Origin of the sequence: Streptomyces sp. MB09-01, from assembly GCF_033794505.1 — a bacterium.
GTDB lineage: Bacteria > Actinomycetota > Actinomycetes > Streptomycetales > Streptomycetaceae > Streptomyces.
The window spans coordinates 1-3,648 of the sequence record NZ_JARAYQ010000456.1; the positions used below are offsets into that span (position 1 = coordinate 1).

At 67.5% G+C, this 3,648-nt stretch carries 3 protein-coding genes and 1 pseudogene; 2 read left to right on the forward strand and 2 right to left on the reverse strand.

Annotated features, from left to right (window positions below; genetic code table 11):
* Positions 1-99: 99 nt before the first annotated feature.
* Positions 100-1,593 (reverse strand): hypothetical protein, encoded by a 1,494-nt coding sequence (locus tag PV721_RS42180; RefSeq protein WP_319734019.1) that lies wholly within the window; start codon positions 1,591-1,593, stop codon positions 100-102.
* A 350-nt stretch (positions 1,594-1,943) separates the two neighbouring features.
* Here PV721_RS42180 and PV721_RS44230 point away from each other — a divergent pair.
* Positions 1,944-2,105 (forward strand): annotated as a pseudogene (locus PV721_RS44230) (DUF6354 family protein); the annotation flags it as partial.
* A gap of 98 nt (positions 2,106-2,203) precedes the next feature.
* A complete protein-coding gene (locus tag PV721_RS42185; protein WP_319734021.1) occupies positions 2,204-2,635 on the forward strand; it encodes a hypothetical protein in 432 nt (143 codons plus the stop codon).
* Here PV721_RS42185 and PV721_RS42190 read toward each other — a convergent pair.
* Positions 2,592-3,648: winged helix-turn-helix domain-containing protein (locus PV721_RS42190; RefSeq protein WP_319734022.1), on the reverse strand; the 1,057-nt coding region annotated here is incomplete at its 5' end. The genes PV721_RS42185 and PV721_RS42190 overlap by 44 nt on opposite strands.

The following is a 3,648-nucleotide window of genomic DNA, read 5'->3' on the forward strand; positions in this document are numbered from 1 at the left end:
ATGCAGTTCTGGCGTGGTGAATGACGGCGGGAGAACGCGGTGCCCCCGGAGGGAGAAGTCCCTCCGGGGGCACTGGTCTTTCAGTGGTGCGGGGTGGGGCTATGGGTTGGGGGTGTAGTTGGTGATGGGGATGTAGAAGCGCTCGTGGTCGAGGATGCGGTCGACGTCGTACCAGCGGCCCAGGCGGCGGCCGGCTTCCTGGTTGACGTCGCTGTTGACCCAGCGTGCGGAGTAGTGGTTTTCGTACTGGGCGCCGTCGTGGAGGTAGCGGCCGGCGCCTTCGTAGGTGGAGGCGAAGGCGTACTCGTCGCAGTCGTAGGGTCCGCTGGCGGCAGGCAGGGAATCGCGCAGGTCCTGCATGGCCTTGGTGCGGCAGAAGTTGCGGACGATGCGCCGGTTGTCGTTGTAGCGGGTGTTCTGGTCGGTGCCCTTGGCCTGGGCCAGGCGGTGGACCGGGTCACCGGGGGTGGCGCCGGTCAGGTGCTTACCGGCCTGTGCGGGCATGGTCGCGCCGGGGTTGGTGCGGGCCTCCTGCAGGTGCCTTCCCACGCCCCCCACGTACGGGTCGGAGGCGTCGTAGGACATGCCGGGCACAGCGCGGTCGAAGACCGAGCCGAGCTTGTGGGACTGCAGGTAGTAGGCGGAGTCGAAACGCATCCCGCCCTCGGGTGACTCTGTGTCGAGGAACTGGAAGAACCAGGGTAGGTCGAACTCGTACTCGATGTGGAAGACGCCGGTACCGATCTGCTCGCCCATGTGCTGGGCGGGCTCTGAGGCCTGCGAGAGCAGGTCCAAGTGGGCGGAGCCGTCCTTGCGCCAGTCCTTGATGGACTTCTCGGTCTTGTTGCGCAGCCCGCCGAAGCAGGCGTTGGCGTCGTTCTGCGGATAGTTGTCGTCGAGGTAGTTGCCCTCGCACTCGATCTCCGCACTCATCTCCGCGCCGGCCCGGGCGAAGGGACCGGTGGCCTGCATGACGTCCACATTAAGGCGGAAGTCGGCCCAGCGGGAGGACGAGACGTGCGCGGCGCCGCCGTTCTTGCCATAGCCGAGCAGCTGGTTACGAGACAGGAAGACCCCCACCGTGCGGCAGCTCGGCCACGGGAAGACCCGGCACTCCACCGCCGGCATGGCCACCATGTGGATCTGGCAGTACGAGTACCGGTTCTTGATCCACCCCTCATCCCGGGACGCCTGGTCCGCGTGACGCTCGCACTCCTGCCCGTCCGCGTACTGGTAGACGTCGGCGGGGATCTCACCGCGCGGGAAGCGGGAGGAATCCACCACATAGGACTCCGGCTCCGCAGCGGCCACCGCCGGCTTCCCCGGCCTCTTGAGCTTCGAGGGCCCGTCACTGGACGCGGGTGAGACACCCAGCGCGTCCAGCGACCCGCCACTACGGTTCAGCTCCTCGATGACCTTCTGCGGATCCGCGACCAGCTCCGGATCCGAGATCACGTACGGAATGACCTTGTACGTCACGTCCTTGTCCGGACCGCCCTTGGAACCAGGGCCGGTCGCCGGGTCGGCCTGCGCCGGTAACGCCCCGGCCGCCAATATGACCGCCGACACCGCCCCCAGCATGGCAGCCTTCACAGCAGTAAACCTCACTGGCACTCCCCCATGTCATCTCGGTCAACGCAACCCAGGACACAACCCCAAGTCCGAGGCCGCCTCCTGTCGGCGAGACCAACTTGTTAAAGACAAACCCCATCCAAAAACGCGTCAGAGATCGACAACAAGCCGACTCTCAGCCACCTCAGCACCCCCACACACCCTTCACCCCCGCAACGCAAACCGTTCACCCGGCCCCCAACCGGCCGCCAGCCCAAGACGGCCACACTGCAGCGCAGGCGCATCCACCCCGGTCGGGGACGGAGCGGGCGCCCCTACAGTGTTGTCCGGCGGGGGCGCGGGCACCCGCGGGACCCGAGAGAGAAGCGTCCATGGCTGCCGCTGCCGCTGCCGCTGCCGTCGCCGAAGGACAGCTGTACCGCGACCTCGCTCCCGACATGAAGGCACGCGACCGGCGCCTGCGCGTGACCAAAGTCGGAGAGACACGCGCCGAACTCGTCGTCGAGCACGACCTCGCCGGTCTCACCGGCAAGACCAGCGGGACCAGCTGGAGGGCCACGCCCCTCTGGTCCTCGATGAGGCCGGAAGGATCCGGCTCGACGGCTGGGAACTCGTCGGAAGTGGCCCTGTCGTGCCGTCGACCACGCACTGGTCGGCCTACGACGGCCAGCGCGGCCGCCCGCGCGCTGAGGTCTTCCGGGCGGTGTACGCGTGCGGATGGCACGGCGCAGCGGATTACCCCCTCGACTGGGACACGACCGGCGACCAGCCCCTGTTCGAAGCGGACGTCGACCTCGTGGGACCGCTCGCGGACTGGACCGCTCGTCTGTCCGTCGTCCGCGATACGGCCGTACCGCTGCCCGAGCCGCTGGTCACACTCCTAGTCGACATGGCCGAGCAGCAGACCAGCACGGCCGCGGACGCGACGGTCTGCGTGCCGGCGATGTCGGCTTCGATCGGGGGGTATAGATGGCCCAGATCCCGGATGAAACCGCCGCTCGCTCACGGGAACCCGGCGTTCAGGAGTCAGCCGGAGGAAAAGCATTGGTGTTCAGCAAGGTGAGGCCGAGGTGGGTCAGCGTATGCAGGGCGGTCCTCCGCTCCCTGGTGAGCGTGGTCAGCCCAGCGCTGCGCAGGGTAGTGGCGTGCTCGCTGGCGCTGGCAGGTGATATGCCCGCCCGCAGCGCGAGTTGCGTGGTAGTGCAAGCAGGATGGTCGGCGATCACGCACAGCACGATTGCCCTGGTACGGCCGAGGAGCGCGGACAGAGCCGGCGGCACTGGGGCATCGCCCTGCCGCCTGCGGTTGAGAGGAGCCCACATGGCAGCGGCGTCGACCGGATTGTTCAGAGCCGGATACAGCATGACAACCGTGTCGGTCGCAGGGCTGGCGAACAGCTGGGGGACCGGACCGCAGAACACCGACGGAGCCAGAACGAACGGACGACCTCTTAGGTGGAAGTCGGCCCCTGCTTGGAGCAGTGGTCGATAGCCCGGGATCTCCAGAACGGGCGGCTTCCATACGGCCATCGGGCGCAGGCTGTCCAGCAGCGACCCCACCCCGCCCTGAACCATAAGCCGCCCTCGCCGTGCCACCTCCCCCTGCAGGTGATGTTCGATACGCCCCCAATACGGGGCAACTGCGACATGATGGCAGTCCTGGAGTGCAGCGGCCAGCCTTCGGATCGCCCGCGGTTCGGCATCCATCGCTTCAGCCAGCCACGGTGTCCGCCGCGCAATTGTGCGCGGACGTACGGAGAACTCCGTGCGCAGCCGCCGCTGCGGCGCACTGATGAGCCGCTCCTTCCCCTCCTCCATACAGCCCGCCGCTCCCACCAAAGTGAACAGATCCACCAGCCCGGAAACATGGCTGAGAAGCCGCGCCGTCTCCCTCCCGTCGGCGCCGATCCGCGGACTGGTACGCGCACGCCACCCTCCGAATAGCACTTCACGGTCACGCCACTGCATTGTTCGCAAGCTCAGCTCTGTCTCTCCCAGCGGCCCCAACACCGTGACCCGTAACCGTGTCAGGTCCTCGGCAGTGAAGTGAACCCGCAACACCACATCCCCCTCCCCC